The sequence below is a fragment of the Rhodococcus sp. MSC1_016 genome, from assembly GCF_023667485.2.
Classification (GTDB): Bacteria; Actinomycetota; Actinomycetes; order Mycobacteriales; family Mycobacteriaceae; genus Rhodococcus_F; species Rhodococcus_F oxybenzonivorans.
Map to the genome: position 1 here is coordinate 3461754 of NZ_JAMOZI020000001.1, position 16996 is coordinate 3478749.

Annotated in this window: 14 protein-coding genes and 1 pseudogene; 10 read left to right on the forward strand and 5 right to left on the reverse strand. The window is 66.4% G+C overall.

Going from position 1 to position 16996, the window contains the following annotated elements:
- The first annotated feature begins 33 nt into the window (after positions 1-33).
- Positions 34-1416: a flavin monoamine oxidase family protein gene (locus L1080_RS16010; RefSeq protein ID WP_250770457.1), complete on the forward strand. Its 1383-nt coding sequence runs from the start codon at positions 34-36 to the stop codon at positions 1414-1416.
- Here the strand turns inward: L1080_RS16010 and L1080_RS16015 are convergent.
- The 4 genes from L1080_RS16015 to L1080_RS16030 all read right to left on the reverse strand — a co-directional run bounded on the left by L1080_RS16015 (position 1410) and on the right by L1080_RS16030 (position 5509).
- Positions 1410-2207, reverse strand: a complete 798-nt coding sequence (locus L1080_RS16015) for an SDR family NAD(P)-dependent oxidoreductase (protein WP_250770460.1) — start codon at positions 2205-2207, stop codon at positions 1410-1412. The two genes, L1080_RS16010 and L1080_RS16015, sit on opposite strands and share 7 nt — an antisense overlap.
- Before the next feature lie 161 nt (positions 2208-2368).
- Positions 2369-3793 carry an aldehyde dehydrogenase family protein gene (locus L1080_RS16020; RefSeq protein WP_159920812.1) on the reverse strand — a complete coding sequence of 475 codons (1425 nt, stop codon included), beginning with the start codon at positions 3791-3793 and terminating at the stop codon, positions 2369-2371.
- A 450-nt stretch (positions 3794-4243) separates the two neighbouring features.
- Entirely contained in the window at positions 4244-4699 is a 456-nt protein-coding gene (locus L1080_RS16025; RefSeq protein ID WP_159920810.1) for a tellurite resistance TerB family protein, read from the reverse strand.
- Positions 4700-4759: 60 nt separating this feature from the next.
- On the reverse strand, positions 4760-5509 hold the full coding sequence (locus tag L1080_RS16030; RefSeq protein WP_250770463.1) for a DUF429 domain-containing protein: 750 nt from the start codon (positions 5507-5509) through the stop codon (positions 4760-4762).
- A 121-nt stretch (positions 5510-5630) separates the two neighbouring features.
- Between L1080_RS16030 and L1080_RS16035 the strand changes: the two genes are divergently transcribed.
- Both L1080_RS16035 and L1080_RS16040 read left to right on the forward strand, forming a co-directional pair.
- Positions 5631-6020: a VOC family protein gene (locus L1080_RS16035; RefSeq protein WP_250770466.1), complete on the forward strand. Its 390-nt coding sequence runs from the start codon at positions 5631-5633 to the stop codon at positions 6018-6020.
- A gap of 61 nt (positions 6021-6081) precedes the next feature.
- Positions 6082-6978 (forward strand): dienelactone hydrolase family protein, encoded by an 897-nt coding sequence (locus L1080_RS16040; RefSeq protein WP_250770468.1) that lies wholly within the window; start codon positions 6082-6084, stop codon positions 6976-6978.
- Here L1080_RS16040 and L1080_RS16045 read toward each other — a convergent pair.
- Positions 6936-7575, reverse strand: a pseudogene (locus L1080_RS16045) (hypothetical protein). The gene L1080_RS16040 and the pseudogene L1080_RS16045 overlap by 43 nt on opposite strands.
- A 115-nt stretch (positions 7576-7690) precedes the next feature.
- Here L1080_RS16045 and L1080_RS16050 point away from each other — a divergent pair.
- The 7 genes from L1080_RS16050 to L1080_RS16080 all read left to right on the forward strand — a co-directional run bounded on the left by L1080_RS16050 (position 7691) and on the right by L1080_RS16080 (position 16644).
- Positions 7691-9073: a DUF2252 domain-containing protein gene (locus L1080_RS16050; RefSeq protein WP_250770471.1), complete on the forward strand. Its 1383-nt coding sequence runs from the start codon at positions 7691-7693 to the stop codon at positions 9071-9073.
- A gap of 76 nt (positions 9074-9149) precedes the next feature.
- Positions 9150-10358, forward strand: a complete 1209-nt coding sequence (locus L1080_RS16055; RefSeq protein WP_250770474.1) for an enhanced intracellular survival protein Eis — start codon at positions 9150-9152, stop codon at positions 10356-10358.
- Positions 10359-10578: 220 nt separating this feature from the next.
- Positions 10579-12084 (forward strand): MFS transporter, encoded by a 1506-nt coding sequence (locus L1080_RS16060; protein WP_250770477.1) that lies wholly within the window; start codon positions 10579-10581, stop codon positions 12082-12084.
- A 100-nt stretch (positions 12085-12184) separates the two neighbouring features.
- Positions 12185-13177 (forward strand): isopenicillin N synthase family dioxygenase, encoded by a 993-nt coding sequence (locus tag L1080_RS16065; RefSeq protein ID WP_250770479.1) that lies wholly within the window; start codon positions 12185-12187, stop codon positions 13175-13177.
- Positions 13177-14637 carry a CYTH and CHAD domain-containing protein gene (locus L1080_RS16070; protein ID WP_250770481.1) on the forward strand — a complete coding sequence of 487 codons (1461 nt, stop codon included), beginning with the start codon at positions 13177-13179 and terminating at the stop codon, positions 14635-14637. The genes L1080_RS16065 and L1080_RS16070 overlap by 1 nt, the downstream gene beginning before the upstream one ends.
- A gap of 190 nt (positions 14638-14827) precedes the next feature.
- On the forward strand, positions 14828-16204 hold the full coding sequence (locus L1080_RS16075) for a dicarboxylate/amino acid:cation symporter (RefSeq protein ID WP_250770483.1): 1377 nt from the start codon (positions 14828-14830) through the stop codon (positions 16202-16204).
- Between the two features lie 44 nt (positions 16205-16248).
- On the forward strand, positions 16249-16644 hold the full coding sequence (locus tag L1080_RS16080) for a nitroreductase/quinone reductase family protein (RefSeq protein ID WP_159920792.1): 396 nt from the start codon (positions 16249-16251) through the stop codon (positions 16642-16644).
- Positions 16645-16996: the final 352 nt, after the last annotated feature.

Below are 16996 nucleotides of genomic sequence, written 5' to 3' on the forward strand. Positions count from 1 at the left end.
CGAGGTCGCGGGGCGAGCGCGAGGGAATTTGTCATGGCAGACATCGAAGTCGACTATTGCGTCGTAGGCGCAGGGTTCGCCGGACTGACGGCGGCACTGCGTTTGAAGCAGGCCGGACAATCGGTCGCGCTGGTGGAGGCGCGTGACCGGATCGGGGGGCGGACCTTCACCGAGGTCCGCGAGGACGGTTCGTGGATCGATCGGGGCGGCGCGTGGATCGGGCCGGGACAGGACCGGATCTACGCCCTGATGGACGAGTTCGGCGTCAAGAGTTACAAGCAGTACACCGACGGCGAGTCGATGATGGTCGTCGATGGCAAACAGTACCGGTACAAGGGCACGATTCCCCTGACGATGAGTCCCTGGGCGGCAGCGAATCTCGGGGCCGTGTTCGTCGAACTGGGTGAGATGTGTAAGACGATCCCGCTCGACGCGCCGTGGGAGGCGAAGAAGGCAGCGAAGTGGGACTCGATCAGCCTCGCCAAATGGCTCGGCGACAACACGCTGTCCAAGCCGGCCCATGACCTTCTCGAGACCGCCATCGCCGGCTGCTACACGTCCGCGGCGTCCGAGGTGTCGATGCTGTTCGTCCTGTACCAGATGGCGTCCGGCGGCGGTCCGAGTTTCGTCCTCGGTGTGAAGGACGCCGCCGAGGACGCGCGACCTGTCGGTGGAATGGGTGCCGTCTACCGTCCGATGGCAGCCGAGATCGGCGACGCACTCCATCTGTCACAACCCGTCCGGGACATCACGCAGGACGGCGACGGCGTGACCGTCCGCTCGGCGGATCTGGCCGTCCGGGCCCGGAGGGCGATCGTCGCGGTACCCCTCGCGATCGCGAGCCAGATCCTCTACGAACCGCTGCTGCCGATGGATCGGTCGTTCCTGCACCAGCGGATGCCGAGCGGTGCCGTCATGAAGATCGCCGTCCTCTACGACGAACCCTTCTGGCGCGCCGCCGGACTGTCGGGACAGTCGGCGGCACCCGACTCCCCCGCGACGATCACCATCGACGCCAGTACCGACACAGGACGTCCCGGTGTTCTGTGCGTGATCGTCGAGGGACCGATCGCCCGCCGGCTGGGACGACTCTCGGAGGCCGAGCGGAAGAAAGCAGTGCTCGGCGAGTTGACCGCGAGGTTCGGAGCCAAGACTGCCTCCCCCGTCGACTACATCGAGCAGAACTGGAGCGTCGAGCGGTACTCCGGCGGCGGCATGCTCAGCCATGCGCCGACGGGTGTCCTCACCCAGTTCGGTTACACCCTCCGCGAGCCCTGCGGCCGCATTCACTGGGCCGGCACGGAAAGTTCGTCCGTAATGTGTGGCTGGATCGACGGAGCCGTCCGGTCCGGTGAACGCGCCGCACGGGAGGTCACCGAACGCGACCGCGCGCTGTCCCTCGCCCGACCTCAGTAGTAGACGGCCCCCGGAACACCGCCGCCCACGGCAACCGCGTCGCCGGTGATCCCGACGCTGCGCGGTGACGCGAGGAACGTGACGACGTCGGCAACCTCGCTCGCGTCGATCAACCGGTGGATCGAGTTGGTGGCCAGCCGCGACTCCAGTTCGGCCACCGGCACACCTTCGTCCTCGGACTGCTTGGCAAGGCGGTCTACGAGACGTTCCGTCCGCGTCAGTCCCGGATGCACCACGGTGACGTTCACGCCGTGCGGTCCGAGTTCGTCGGCGAGGTTCTTCGTCAGCGCCGACACACCGACGTTCCGCACGGTCTGGGCGATGGAGTTGGCCTGGCGTGCACCGAGTCCGCTGATGTTGATGATCCGCCCCCACCCCTCTTCCACGAGGTGCGGTGCCACGGCCCGGGCGGTCCGCAGGTATCCGAGCACCTTGATCTCGAGTTCGCCGCGCACCACGTCGTCGGTGGTGGACGCGAAGTCGCTCGGCTTGCCCGCACTCCACGGGGTTGCGGCGGCGTTCACGAGGATGTCGACACCACCGAGTTCGTCCACCGTTCGCTGTACGAGGGCGCGCACCGAGTCGTCGTCGCCGGTGTCGGTGGGAACCCCGAGCACCCGCCGTCCGGTCTCCTGCGACAGCGTCTTCGCCGCCAATTCCAGCGCCTCGACGCCCCTGGCAGCGAGCACCACGTCGACCCCCTCCGACGCGAGGCTGCGCGCGATCGCGAGACCGATTCCGCGGCTGCCGCCGGTGACGATCGCCCGCTTGCCGCCTAGACCGAGATCCATGTCGTTCTCCTCATCTCCGCTGTCCACCCCTCGATTCGAGGGTAGGACCAGGCGGAGGTGCGGTCACGGATTCGGTTCAGCGTGAGGCCAATGGCGCTTCGCGCCTGTGCGCCTTTTTGGTAGCAGTCACTACCAAAAAGGCGCACAGGCGGCGGAGCCGCCTACCGCTGGATCGACTTGACCTCGAGGAACTCTTCGAAGCCGAGTACACCGGCTTCACGCCCGATACCCGACTGCTTGTACCCACCGAACGGGGCGTTGGTGTTGAAGGCGCCGCCGTTCACCTCGACCTGGCCGGCCCGTAGCCGCCGGGCGACGCGATCGGCACGGTCCTTGTCGCCGGACCAGACGCCGCCGGCGAGCCCGAACTCGGTGGCGTTGGCGATCCGGACCGCGTCCTCCTCGTCCTGGTACCCGAGGATGGAGAGCACAGGTCCGAAGATCTCTTCGCGGGCGATCGTCATGTCTTCGGTGACCCCGGAGAAGATGGTGGGGCCGACGAAATAACCTTTCTCCTGACCGGTTTCGCGTCCGTCGAGAACAGGCTCGGCACCCTCGGCGATTCCCTGCTCGATGTAGCTTCGGACGCGTTTGAGCTGATTCGAATTGACCAGCGGCCCGAGGACCGACGTGGCCGCGGTCGGGTCGCCGACGGCATAATTTTGGGCGACCTGCGCAGCGATCGCGGCCGCCTCGTCCACCTTGTCGGCTGGGACGAGCATGCGGGTGAGGGCCGAACACGTCTGACCCGAGTTCAAATAGCACTTGCCCACCCCGTCGGTGACGGCCTTGGTGAGGTCCGCGTCGTCGAGGATGACGTTGGCCGACTTGCCGCCCAGCTCGAGCGCCACCTTCTTCACCGTCTCGGCTGCGACGACGGCGACGCGCTTACCGGCGCGGGTGGAGCCGGTGAAGGAGACCATGTCTACCTCGGGGTGTCCGGCGATTGCCTCCCCGACCACGGGGCCGTACCCGCTGACGAGGTTGAACACGCCGGCCGGCAGACCGACCTCGTGGAAGATGTCGGTGAGGGCGTAGGTGATGAGGGGTGCCACCTCGGTCGGCTTGAGCACCACGGTGCAACCCGCGGCGAGGGCGCCACCGACCTTCAGGACCACCTGATGGAGGGGGAAGTTCCACGGGGTGATGGCACCGACCACGCCGATCGGCTCCCGCACGATCAGCGAATTCCCAACCTCCTGGGCGTCGAAGTTGTAGTTGGCGGCCAGTTCGGCGAAGGCAGAGAGGTTCGCCAATGGCATCCCGATCTGCACAGGCTTCGCTAGCCGCACGGGCATCCCCATGTCGCTCGATACCAGGGCGGCGAGTTCGTCGACTCGCTCCTTCACGAGACCGGCCGCCTTGCGCAGGTACTGGCCGCGCTCTTCTCCGCTGAGCGCCGACCACGCGGGAAACGCGGCGCGGGCGGCCTCGGCGGCGCGGTCGACGTCCTCTGCGGTGCCGTCCGCGACCACAGCGATGACCTCTTCGGTGGCGGGGTTGACGACATCGATACGCCCCGTCCCCTGCGAATCGACCCACGCTCCGTCGATGTAGATCTTGCTGCGGTCCAGAACTTCGGTCATCGGTCAGCCTCCATCGATATCGGGTTGTGCCACTGCCTCGACCCTACGGCGGCCCCGCTGAACGACGCTGGAAAAGGTATGCCCGAAACCCGTCTGAAAGCCCACCGATGGGGTAAAACGGAATTAGACGCCCCGGTGCGTCCTGCTCCGGGGCAGGATGCAGAGAATGGAGGGCGGAGGGATGTTCGAAATCATTCGCGAAGTCCATTCCGAGGTGCAGCACCAGCGGGGACCGCGCCATCACCATCACCACCTGAGTCGGGCCGAGCTCACGGCAAAGGTCCTTCGGCATTGGTGCCGCTGACACCCGCGACCCGGATGAGCACGCCCCCGGCGTGGAGGTTCCGCTGCGCCGGGTGACGCCAACTTCTCGTGTCAGCCACTGTTCGATCATGGGATCGACGTCGCAGTCGGTGGCGCGCCACCTCTAGGGGCGCGCCACCGTTTACGTCACAGTTCGAATTCCGCCGGAGCAATCCCGACGGCGAAACAGGCGTCGCGCACCACATTTCGCTCGTGCTGGTCGAAGTTGCCGTCCGCGCCGCCGATGACGATGCCGATCTGAATCACGGCCCGCGCCTGATCCTGCTTGGACTTCAACTTCGCGATGGTGGCGGTGGCTTCGATCTTGCCGAACTCGAAGTCCGACTGCAGCTTGCTGCAGTACCACTCGAACTTCTGACGCAGCTCGTCCGAGGGAAAGACACTGAGCGCTTCGTTGCTGGTGATCAGCGTCGCAGTCTTCTGTCGTTCCGACGGGTCGATCGTGCCGTCAGCCGCGGCGATGAGCGCGCACATAGCCATGCTGGCGTTGGCGAACTCCTTGTTCTGGAACTGTGCCGTTTTCGTCTTGAGCTGGCCGTTCATTTCGAACGCCTTTGCCTTCAGCTGATCCCAGAAAGCCATGGGTCTCCTTTGTCCTCGCCACGCACTGTGCGTGTGCTGTCCACTTTGCCTGGTTTCGGTTCACAGCGTCGGCCGCAGCGACTGCAGGCTGCCCACGGGCACGTGGATCCAGCCCTCGCGACGGGCGATCCTGCGGTCCGCGTCGTCGGGCATCTCCGTGCGTCCCACGGCCGCCGCGCGCGCGATCACAGCGGACAGGACGGCGTCGAGGGCGTCGTCCGAGGTGCGACAGAGTGGTTCGTGCGCCCCGAGGTCCATCCACGGCGCCGAGGTGAGAAGGGTGTCGGCCAACTCCCCCAGGGTCACCCGATTCGCGGACCGCTTGTAGCCGCGCGACAGCAGTCCCCACCGCCGCAGGGCAGCGGCGGGATACACCTCCACGGCCCGGCCTTCGACGCGGTCGACGTCGGCGCCGAGGTCGCCGAGTTCGGCGAGAATTCCGGCGCAGCGCAGTGCCACGTGCGCGATGAGGTCAGCGGAGACACTGAGCGGTGCGATGCCGGTGGCAGCCTGGACGACGAGGTCGGTCCGACGTTTCGTCAGGGGTCGCCGGCCGGCGCGGTGTGACAGTTCTTCGGTGGCCGCCATCCGGCCGGCATGATGTGCGGACACCATCTGCACGAAGGCGTCGGGCCAGCCGAAAGGTGCATCGATTCCCGCCCGGTCGCTGTCGAGGATTGCGGCGGTGATGGCGTCGTTGCGTACGCCCAGGATCACCGATTCGACGCGGGCCTCGCCTTCCGACCACTCGACGACTGCCATTGCCGTTCTGTTCGGTTCGGCGGCGAGATCGACGCCCACGGTGCGCATCGTCCCAGGCTAGCCGCCCCAGCCGAGTGCGCTCGAGCGGTTTCTGGGTGTGCCGGGTGGCGGAAGTCGATACTGTCGTATGGATCCGCGCACGAACTTCGCCGGAGAAGGGATGCCACACATGTCCAGTTTCCCGGGCTTGGCCCACATCGCGATCACGGTCTCCGACCTGCCGACCAGCACCGCCTGGTACAGCGCGTTGTTCGATTCGGCACCCGTCCTCGACGAGGACGAGGAGTCGGGGACCTTCCATCACACCGTGTTCGCACTGGACGGTGGGATGCTGTTCGGGTTACACGCGCACACCGGCGGCAGTTCCGAGAGCACGTTCGACGAACGGCAGGTGGGGCTCGACCACGTGGCGTTCCAGTGTTCCGATCTGGTGGTGTGGCGGGATCGGCTCGACGCCCTCGGCATCGAGCACGGAGGCATCAAGACCGCCCACTACGGATCGGGTATCTCGTTCCGCGATCCCGACAACATCGCGTTGGAATTCTTCGCACCGGCGTAGCTCCGGTAGGGGCGCGGACGCGCGAAAATGCTCTGCAACGGCCGTTCGGACGGGGACGATCATGACGCCACTGCAACGCTATATCGCCGAGGAGATCGCGGTCGACCATGCCGACGGCCTCCTCACCCGACGGGAAGCCCTGCGAAGACTGGGCCTGATAGGCCTCGGTGTGGCTGCCGCCACCTCACTCCTCGCCGCCTGCACCAACGACCCAGGCACGACCACGGCGAGCACCGCGTCCAGTGAGGCATCCCCACCACCCGGTGCGGCAGGCGCCGTCGCCACAGAATCGGTGACGCTACCCGGACCCGACGGACGAACCCTCCAAGGAGCCTGGGCGCCGGCGGCCTCGCCCCGCGGAGCAGTACTCGTCATCCATGAGAACAAAGGGCTCACCGACCATATTCGTTCGGTGGCAGGTCGATTCGCAGGGGAAGGGTACTCTGCTCTCGCTGTCGACTTGTTGTCGGAAGAGGGCGGCACCGCGTCCTTCACGGATCCCGCTCAGGCCACGGCGACACTGGCGAAGGTGCCGCCGGAACGCTTCGTCGCGGACATGAAGGCCGGCGTCGACGAACTCGAACGACGGGTGCCGAACAAGAAAACGGCCGCGGTCGGGTTCTGCTTCGGCGGTGGAATGGTGTGGCTACTTCTGGCCTCCGGTGAACCCCGACTGGCCGCCGCCGTCCCGTTCTACGGACCCCTGCCGGAGAACGCGAATTTTTCGAGTTCCCGGGCCGCGGTGCTGGCCATCTATGCGGAGCACGATGCCCGGGTGAACGCGAGCCGGGACGCCGCAGCCGCCGCATTGGCTCGTGCCGCACTGCCCCACGAGGTCGTCACGATTCCGGGTGCCGACCACGCCTTCTTCAACGACACCGGGCAACGCTACAACCCCGCGGCGGCGAGCGAAGCTTACGACCGGGTACTCGACTGGTTCGACGAATACGTGCGGTGAGGCGGGCGCATCAACAGCGCGGCCACCAAGAAGCAGAGCGCGCCCACGAACGTTCCGAGATCTGCAGCCACCGGATCGGCCGGCATGTCCGTTCCAGGCAATATGAAGGAGCCGACGGCCGACGGCCGACACGCCGAACGCCACCGACCCGATCATGTTCAGCCAGGTGCTCCGCCAGTTGCGAGCATGGGGATCCCACAATTTGTCGGTTTCGGTGGTGGCCACTACCGCCAGGCCACTGGCAACGAGGAAGGCGGTCGACCCGAACAGGTCCGGCCGCCACTGCCACGCTTCGTCCTGTTCGACCGTCAGGCCGTGGACGAGTGCCACCCCCGTGCTGAGGTTGAACAGAAGTGTGCCGGCGAACTGGATCAGCGCCGCCCACCAGTCGTAGCGCTCGACGCGTAAGGATTCGGCACCGGGCACCGGTCGCCCACTGAGTCGGAGCTGGATGTACGCGGCGGACGTGAAGAACAGCGATCCGACGAAATACGTCGCATTGTCGATCTCCCGGCCGACGGCGTCCCCGTACACCTGCAGTGCCCCGAGCGCGAACAACACCGACCCGATAGCGAAACCCCACGATTCCCGGCGCATGACCGGTTCCCGACGTCGGAAGGTTCCGGCCTCACCCTGCGGCACGGTTGCCACACTTGCTCCGCATGCACCGGACCTTAGTCGAATGCCGAGTGCCTGGGATATGGTCACCATCGTGACGACCGACCGAGCGCGGGTCGACCTGCGAACGAGGGTCGAGGCGGACGACGTCGCTGCGCGTGGCAACGCACTGCGGGCATCCGTGCCGTCCAGGGCGCACGACCACCCCGCCGCCGGGGCAGACCGGCCCGGCGTGCTCGAGTTCGTCGACGCCACCAACGAGGGCAGGCTGACTTCTCTGCTGCCGCTGCGGATCGGGCGGATGATCGCCTCCCCTTTCTCGTTCTTCCGAGGCGCTGCCGGTCTCATGGCAGCCGACCTCGCCGGTTCACCGGTCACCGGGTTGACGGCGCAACTGTGCGGCGACGCGCACGCCGCCAATTTCGGCCTGTACGGGACACCGGACGGACAGATCGTGATGGACATCAACGACTTCGACGAGACGCTCCCGGGTCCGTGGGAGTGGGACCTCAAACGTCTCGCCGCGAGCCTGGTCCTCGCCGGACGCGAGGGCAGTGTTCCCGAGCGCGGCTGCATCGAGGCCGCCGAGGATGCAGTCACCTCGTATCGGCGCACCATTCGTGAGCTCGCCGAACAGCCATTCCTGCAGTCGTGGAACGCTCTCCCCGACAAGTCGGCGCTCGAACGGGCGAAAGCAGACGACTTGCTCGACGACTTCGACAAGGCCGCGCAGAAGGCCCGCCGCAACACCAGCGAAAAGGTGGCGGCCAAATGGACCGAGCAACTCGACGACCACGAGACCGGGACACGGCGACGGCGATTCGTGGAGAACCCGCCGGTTCTCACACGTGTCGAACAGGCCACTGCCGATGCCGTGATCGACGGACTCGAACTGTATGTCGAATCACTGCGCGAGTCGCGCCGCAACCTGATCAGCCGGTTCGCGGTCTCCGATGTCGCCTTCCGGATCGTCGGAACAGGCAGTGTGGGACTGCGCAGCTACATCGCCCTGCTGCAGGGCAACCGGGACGAGGCGCTCGTCCTGCAGCTCAAGCAGGCTCGGCCGTCGGCGCTGTCGCCGTACCTGCCTGTCAGCACGCCGAAACACGAAGGCAAGCGGATCGTGCACGGCGCCCGGCTGGTGCAGGCGGAGTCGGATATTCTCCTGGGCTGGACCACAATCGACGGCCTTCCCTACATCGTGCGGCAGTTCCGGAACCTCAAAGGTGACATCGATCCCACCGGTCTCGCGCAGGACCATCTCGACGACTACGGCCGCCTGGCCGGCGCCCTCCTCGCACGTGCACACACCCGCTCGCTCGATCCGCGGCTACTCGCCGGCTACTTCGCCGGCGACGAAGAACTGGACGAAGCGATCGGGCGGTACGCCGTCCGCTACGCCGATCGAACGGAAGCCGACCACGCGGTACTGGTCGACGCGGTGCACTCGGGACGGATCGCCGCCGAACAAGCCTGAGCTTGTGCGCCGTCGTCGCTCACGGGTCGGCTGATATTCGCGTGCAGCGCAGAGTGTGGTGTGCCAGTGTCGGGGCATGACGACCACCACCGGCGGGATCACGATCAGGACGGCGACGGAGCAGGATTGGCCGAAGATCGTGCTGCTCAACGAAATCTGTTTTGCGACGCCGCAGACGCCGGAGCTCACAGCCTTCTGGAAAGGACTGGTGGGCGCCGACCGTCCTGTCATCGCACTGGACGGTGCTGCCGTGGTGGGCGCCACCATGGACATTCCGATGACGGTCACAGTGCCCGGTGGTGTCGGCGTCCCGGCGGCCGGGATCACCGCGGTGACCGTTGCCCCCACACATCGCCGGCGGGGCATCCTTCGCGCGCTCTACACAGAACAACACGCGCGTCTCCGGCGGGCGGGTGTGCCGCTGTCGATTCTGACCGCCAGCGAGGGCGGGATCTACGGCCGGTTCGGGTATGGTCCAGCCACTGTCGAATCCACGGTCAGAATCGATCGCCGGTTCGCTGCACTACACCAGGATGTCCCCGATCCCGGTGGTGTGCGCATGGTCCGCCCAGTCGAGGCGCGTCCGTCGATCACCGATATTTACGACCAGTGGCAGCGACGTACACCCGGTGCCCAGGTACGCCCGGACAACGTGTGGGACCGAATTTTCGCCGACCCGGAGAACGAGCGCGGCGGCGGTACGAGTCTGTTCGGACTGCTCCACGACGACGGGTACGTCCTCTACCGCTGCGTCTCCGGAGAGCACGGGACGACCGCGCGCGTCCAGGAGTTCCGCTCGGTCACCGACGACAGCCATATCGCCCTGTGGCGGGCCCTGCTCGGACTGGACCTAGTCCGGCGGATCGAGGCCTCCGTTGTTCCCGACGATCCGCTGCCGTACCTGTTGACCGACAGCAGGCTGGTCCGTACGACCTCCCGTCACGACGAATTGTGGGTACGGATCATGGACGTTCCCGCCGCGCTGGAGGCTCGGGTATACCGGTGCGATCTCGACGTCGTGATGCAGGTCGACGATGGCTTCCTCGATGCCGGCGGCCGATTCGCGTTGCGCGTGCGGGACGGCCGCGCGGTGTGCACCCGCACCGAAGCGGACCCGCAGGTGGTGCTCGCCCTGGACGTGCTGGGCAGCCTGTACCTCGGTGCGCACCGCGCACGCGCGTTCGCCGCAGCGAACAGGTTGTGGGCCGTCGACTCGTCAACCCTCGACGCCCTGGACCGCGCCTTCGGTTCCGAATACTCCGCGCAGATGGGCTGGGGGTTCTAGACCCGTTCGCCTGCGCACTGTTCCGGTGAGCGGACGCAACGCGGTCAGTTCTTCCGCTGAGCGGTCACACCCATGGTGGGTGCGTCCGTGGCCAAGTGTGATATCGAACACGCACTTCTCACCCCACGCACTTCCATCTAATGGAGGGCGGGTGCGGTCACCGACACACTGCACGGCGCAATCCCGAACAGGGACCGTGTGGGTACCCGAGAGGACCCCGATGATAGATCCTGCTACCACGTCCATCGACTTGCCCGGAGAACCACCGAACTGGTCGCCGCGGCTACTTTTCTCCCTGGCCTCGATCATGCTGCTGCTGGAGATTCTCGCGGTCAGCTACATCATGATTTCGATGGCGGTTCCGGCGATTTCCCAGCACTACCACACTACGCAGGGCGCGTGGTTGCTCACCTCGTTCCTGCTGGTCGGAGCCGTCACCGGGCCCCTCCTCGGCAAATCGGCCGACGTGTACGGAAAGCGCAAGATTCTGCTGGCGTGCACGTTCATTGCCGCACTCGGATCGTTCGTCTCCGCGGTCGCACCCAGCTACGCGGTCTTGATCGTGGGCCGGTCGCTGTCCGGCGTGCTGATTCCCTGCATCTTCCTGAGCTACTCCTTGATCAGGGACATCTTCCCGCCGAAAACCGTCGCCCTGTCGGTCAGTGTCGCCACCAGCGGCATGGGCCTCATCGCCATCCCGGCACCGTTTCTCACCGGCTGGTTCCTCGACAATCACGGCTTCCGCAGCATCTTCTGGTTCTTCGTCGTCGGACTCGGCGTCGTCGGTATGCTCATCCTGCTCAGCACGGACGAATCACCGGTACGTCTGCAGTCGAGAATGGACGTCCTCGGTGCGGTCCTCCTCGGCGGCGGCATCGCGGGCATTCTGATCGCGGTCAGCTTCGGACCGATCTGGGGTTGGTCGAACTCGTCGACGCTCGCCTTCCTCGCCGGCGGCGTCGCATTGGTAGCGGCCTGGCTCGTCTCCGCCCGGATCGTGCGGGAACCCCTCGTCGACCTCGACGTCCTCCGCAGGCGGCCGATCCTGCTGACGTCGATGGGCTCCGGGCTCGCGTACGGCTGCAGCGCGCTGTTCACCATCCTGCTCCCGATGATGGCCATGACTCCCGCGATTTTGGGGTTGGGTTACGGGTTCGGGGTCAGCGCCGAAGGATTCGCGATCTTTCAGGTTCCGTTGGGGGGCATGGTCGTGGTCGGCGGCATCGTCGTCGGCATCCTGGTCGGCAAGAACGTCCGACCCCGACTGTTGATGATCGTGGGCATGTTGTTCATGTCGGCCGGATTCCTGCTCACCGCCCAGCTGCACGACTCCAAAGCGCTGCTTCTGATTTTCGCCGGCCTGACCGGCACAGGCATGGGGCTGGCCTACGCAGCGGTGCCGAACCTGCTGATCGAGGCCGTTCCGCCGCAACTGCAGGCCACAACGGCGAGCATCGTGAGCGTGACACAGAGCATCGTCGCCGCGGTCCTGCCGGTGGTCGCGTTCACGGTGATGAACAACTCGTACATCGCCCCGATCCCGCCGGAGGTGACGCAGGGCGCAATCCTGTACACCGACAGGGGATTCCAGGTCGCGTTCCTGATCGGCGCCGTCGCGGCCGCCGTGGGAGCGATCCTCGCCGCGCTGATTCCCCGCAGGATCGCTCAGGTCGACGCTCCCCCGGCAGTGATCGTCCACGAGAGCGAGCCAGTGCTGAATCGCTGATCACGGCCCCGTAGTACGCCGGGCGAATGTACCTTCGGACTCACTGGTCGCGTCGAAAGGTACATTCGCCCGGAGTTCACCACGGGGATACCGTGGAGACGTGCTTCCCGTCATCGACCTCGCCGACCTGGACACCCCCGCCGGGCGTGAGCGGCTGCGGGAGGTCACCCATCACGTCGGGTTCTTCTACCTCGACGGTCACGGCGTCGATCGCAGCCTCCTCGACGGGGTGTTCTCGGTTGCCCGGGAGTTCTTCGCGCTGCCCGAAGAGTCGAAGATGTCGATCGCCATGATCGACAGTCCCCATTTCCGCGGCTATAACCGGGTCGGCGGGGAACTGACCAACGGCGAGATCGACTGGCGTGAACAGATCGACATCGGACCGGAACGGGACCCGGTTCCGGATGCGACCGACTACCTGCGGTTGCAGGGCCCGAACCAGTGGCCCGCAGCACTACCAGCACTGAAGTCCACAATCGAGCAGTTCGACGCGGCACTGGCCGAGGTCGGGATGCGTCTGCTCCGACACTGGGCAGCCTCCCTCGACGCCGATCCGGGCATCTTCGACGACGCCTTCGCTCACGCCCCGGCCACGCTCATCAAAGTAGTGCGGTACCCGGCACGGCCGAGCGACGATCACACCGGTGAGCAGGGTGTGGGCGCCCACAAGGACTCGGGCGTCCTCACCCTCCTACTCCTCGAGCCCGGCTCGACGGGACTGCAGGTGGAGAGTGAGGACGGCAGCTGGATCGACGCTCCGGCGCGCGCGGGCTCGTTCCTGGTCAACATCGGCGAACTACTCGAGGTCGCGACGGGTGGATATCTGCGGGCCACCCGACACCGGGTACTCACACCGGCGGGGGCACCGGAGCGGCTGTCGGTGCCGTACTTCCTCAATCCCGCACTCGACGCGACAGTTCCGACGATTACCCTGCCCCCGCACCTGGCGTCGCGAGCCCGCGGAGTCGAACGGGACCCCGCCAACCCGTTGTACCGCACATACGGCGAGAACGCGTGGAAGAGCCGGACCCGCGCGCACCCCGATGTTTTCCGCCGGTGGTATCCGAAAGAGGCGGGGTGCAAACTGGACTGATGGCGGCGGAGCAGACAGAACGCGAAGACAAATACGACGTGAGCCTCGACTTCGTCGTACCGGCTCTCGGAGACCTGGTTCCCGACCAGGGCCGGGAAGACATCGACACCATCCGGCTCGACAGTGTCTACTTCGACACCGCCGACCGTGACCTTCTCCGTCACCATCTGACACTTCGCCGCCGCTCGGGGGACGACGACCTCGGATGGCAGCTCAAGGTGCCCGCCGGCGACGCCCGCACCGAGGTCCGGCTTCCGCCCACAAGTGACGAGTCCGTCCCGGACGAGCTGGCGAACGCGGTATCGGGTGTGGCGCTCGGCAAACCTCTCCTGCGGGTGGCCTCGCTCTCGACCGTCCGGCGGCGCCACCGTGTAGTCGACTCCTCAGGTAACTCGCTGGCCGAACTGGCGGACGATTCGGTGCGCGCCACCGCAACCGCCCACAACGGTGGAGCCATTGCCAGTCAGTGGCGCGAAGTCGAGGTGGAACTCGGGGAGCACGGTCAAGAACGACTGCTGCGCGACATCGGTGGCCGCCTCGTTCGGAGCGGGGCGCACACGTCGTCGTACGCGTCGAAACTGGCGCGCGCGCTGGCACTCGAGCCGCACCGCGCGGACGACGATTCCGAGAACCCGGCACGGCGAGCACTCACCGACTATCTCGGCACCCAGATCGACGAAATCGTTGCGGGTGATGTGTGGCTGCGCCGCGGACTCGATCCGATACACGCCACCCGCGTGGCCATTCGCCGGTTCCGCAGTACTCTCCGCGTGTTCAAGGATCTGGTCGACCCGGATGCTCGGTCGAGGCTCGAGGACGAACTCGTCTGGTACGCGGGGCTACTCGGCGAGGTGCGCGATCGTCAGGTGCAACGGCACCGGCTCGGGGAATTGGTCGCCGGCCTGCCCGTCGAGCTGGTCATGGGTCCCGTCGCCGCACGAATCGAACAGGACCTGCTGGGGGAACAGCAGCGTTGCCTGACCGTCGTCATGTCCGCTCTCGACGACGCACGCTACCGCGATCTTCTCGTGACGCTCGCGCAATGGCGTACGGCCCCACCCTTGACCATCGAACCCGGCGCCGGTCCGAAAGTGATCGCCAAGGCTGTCACAAGGGCGGGGCGCAAGGCACGGAAACGACTCACTGCCGCTGTGGCCGATTCCGACGCGACGGAGTTGCACCGCGCCCGGAAAGCGGCCAAACGCGCCAGGTACGCGGCCGAGCTGGCCACACCACTGCTCGGCGGAAAAGCGGAGAAGAAGGTGTCCGAGTTCAAGCACGTCCAGAAGGTGCTCGGTGAGCACCAGGACAGCGTCCTCGCCGCCGACAACCTTCGCGCTCTCGGAGCGCGCGCCGGAGTTACGGAGGGCGAGAACGGTTTTACCTTCGGCCTGCTGTACGCACTCGAACTCGAGAATGCCCGGCAAGCCCGCGCGGACGCCGCCCATCTCGTGAAGTGATCGAGTCGGCGAGTACAGTCGCTTCGGTGTTGTTCCTGACTTCTCGACGCTACGTCGACCTCCGGCTGCAGGCGAGCGCCATCTGTCCGCACCCGCTCTGACGGACCCTTCCCACACCTCTCAGGAACCTTCCCCGCCGCATCCCGCCTTACCCGGCATCGGCTGACGGCTTCATGCGAAAGGCACACCCATGCCCAGTTCCGCGCTGTCCACGCGCGCCGAGAACACCTCTCGGCGCCTACCGAAATGGGCCGGCTCGTTCGGCCCGCAGATCGTCGCCGGCCTCGTCGTCGGCGTCATCCTCGGGCTTGTCGCCCGAAGCCTCCCCGCGGCCGCCGACGGCAACGAGAACTGGCTCGTCGGCACCGTCCACACCATCGGCACGAGCTACGTCAAACTCCTCACCGTTGCGGTCATCCCGCTGGTGTTCACGGCCATCGTCAGTTCGATCGCCAACTTACGGGAAGTGGCCAACGCCGCCCGGCTGGCGGTGCAGACCCTTCTGTGGTTCGCGATCACCGCATTCATCGCGGTGGTCATCGGAATTGTCGTCGGGCTTCTCACACAGCCCGGTGCCCATACGACGGTGTCCGGCGAAGGCAAGGAGCCGGCGACCACCGGATCGTGGTGGGCGTTCGTCACCGGCTTGGTGCCCAGCAACTTCCTGGGCCTGGGCGCGAAAACGACTGTCACCGAAGGCGTCGCGAGCACGTCACTGAGCTTCAACGTCCTGCAACTGCTGGTCGTGGCCGCCGCCATCGGTATCGCCGCGCTGAAGGTCGGGGCCAAGGCGGAGCCGTTCCTGCAGTTCAATGCCTCGCTGCTGGCGATCGTGCAGAAGGTGCTGTGGTGGATCATCCGCCTTGCTCCGATCGGCACCGCCGCACTGATCGCCAATGCGGTGGCCACCTACGGCTGGGATGCCATCGGCTCGCTCGGCTGGTTCACCGCAGCCGTCTACATCGGGCTGGCGCTGGTGTTTCTCGTCGTCTACCCGGTGCTGATCCGCGCGCACGGGCTGTCGGTGCGTGCCTTCTACTCCGGCGTGTGGCCCGCCACCCAGCTCGGGTTCGTCTCCCGGTCGTCGATCGGCACACTCCCCCTCACCGAGCGCGTCACCGAACGCAATCTCGGCGTTCCCCGGGAGTACGCGTCGTTCGCGGTCCCCCTGGGAGCGACCACCAAGATGGACGGCTGCGCCGCCGTGTACCCCGCCATCGCCGCGATCTTCGTCGCCGAGTTCTACGGAGTGCCGCTGTCCGTCACCGACTATCTGCTGATCGTGGTGGTGTCGGTAATCGGGTCGGCGGCCACCGCAGGCACCACCGGTGCCACGGTCATGCTGACGCTGACCCTGTCGACGCTGGGACTGCCCCTCGCCGGAGTGGGCCTCCTGCTCGCCGTCGAACCGATCGTCGACATGGGCCGCACCGCGGTGAACGTCACCGGTCAAGCACTCGTCCCGACGATCGTCGCCAAGCGTGAAGGCATCCTCGACGAGGCTCGGTACAACGCCGAACGGACCGGCGACCCGTTCCAGGACGACGACGCGGTCGCAGCGTCGTAGCCAAACGCTCGACGAGAGCCTTCCCCACGTGGAAGGCTCTCGTCATGGCCGACCTCGACGCGATCAAACGACGGATCGTCATGCAATTCCAGCGGCACGTCGCCAACCCGCTCTCCACGCGACTGTCGAGCCAGACGCTCCTCGAGACCACCGGCCGCGTCAGCGGACAGCCCCGCGTCACGCCCATCGGTGGCCGACGACAGGGCACCGAATTCTGGCTGGTGTCCGAGTTCGGTGAGCGTTCTCATTACATCCGCAACATTCGCGCGAACAACGCGGTGCGGCTGCGACTGCACGGCACCTGGCACACCGGCACCGCGACGCTACTACCCGACGACGACGCCGTCGCCCGGCTGGCGCAGCTCCCGCGGCTCAACAGCGCGGCGGTCCGGGCGGTCGGCACCGACCTCCTGACCGTGCGGATCGATCTCACCGACTGAGATGCCCTCACATCCGCCCACGGAATAGTCATCCGCACCCGCAGAAGCGTCGGCACCCGACCAATGTCCCTGCATCTACGAGTCGGCCCAGCGTCCTGGCCAGGTGTGACATTCGCAACTAGGCGTTCTGCCCGCACGTCGGGAGCGGATTTGCGAGCGCTCGGCGGCTGGGAAACGAGCCGCTTGCAGTAGGGACTTAGCCTCCGCTAATCTGCGGTTTCGCGTGGACTCGTCAGGGTCCGCACCACAGACAACGACGTCTGCCTCACCGGCGTATCGGTTCGGGGCCGGTTCTCCGCCGTGATCCTCTCGCCGACGCCACCCGTGTGCTGCTGCACGGACCCCATTTCGG